This is a genomic window from Coprococcus intestinihominis (genome assembly GCF_040096555.1).
Lineage (GTDB): Bacteria > Bacillota > Clostridia > Lachnospirales > Lachnospiraceae > Coprococcus_A > Coprococcus_A intestinihominis.
On the sequence record NZ_JBBMEK010000534.1, the window covers coordinates 1 to 599 of the forward strand.

Annotated in this window: 1 protein-coding gene; it reads right to left on the bottom strand. The window is 45.2% G+C overall.

Features of this window, described 5'->3' with window-relative positions:
- Positions 1–15: 15 nt before the first annotated feature.
- Positions 16–599 (bottom strand): solute carrier family 23 protein (locus WMO25_RS18685; RefSeq protein WP_349086759.1); only part of this gene is annotated, 584 nt, incomplete at its 5' end.

Consider the following 599-nt stretch of genomic DNA (forward strand, 5'->3'; position numbering starts at 1 on the left):
TTTTATTCGCGCATTTTATTCATCTCTGTCGTTCGTCAGTTTCAGTTTGTCCAGAATATAGAATGCCAGACCCATGATCATACCAACAACACAGGCCAGTACCATACCTGTCAATTGAATGCTTCCGAGCTGTACGGAAATGCCTGAAAGACCTGTAACGAATACAACGGCTGTCATAGCCTGATTACGGGATTTGCCGTAATCTACCTGTGCATCTACAAGGATACGGATACCGGATGCACCGATCATACCGTAGAGCAGGAATGAGATTCCGCCGATAACCGGTCCCGGAATCGTACTGATGAGTGTTGTCATCTTGCCGATAAAGGAACAGATGATAGATAGTACCGCTGCACCGCCGATAACGTAAACACTGTAAACCTTTGTCATAGCCATAACGCCGATGTTCTCACCATAAGTTGTTGTCGGAACAGAACCGATAAAACCGGAGAGCATCGTTGAAAAGTTATCTGCAAATAAAGAACGGTGCAGACCAGGATCCTTCAGCAAATCTCTTCCCACGATCTTGCTTGTAACGATCTGATGTCCGATATGCTCGGAGGTGATAACTAACAGAACAGGAAGTACAATAGCAATGG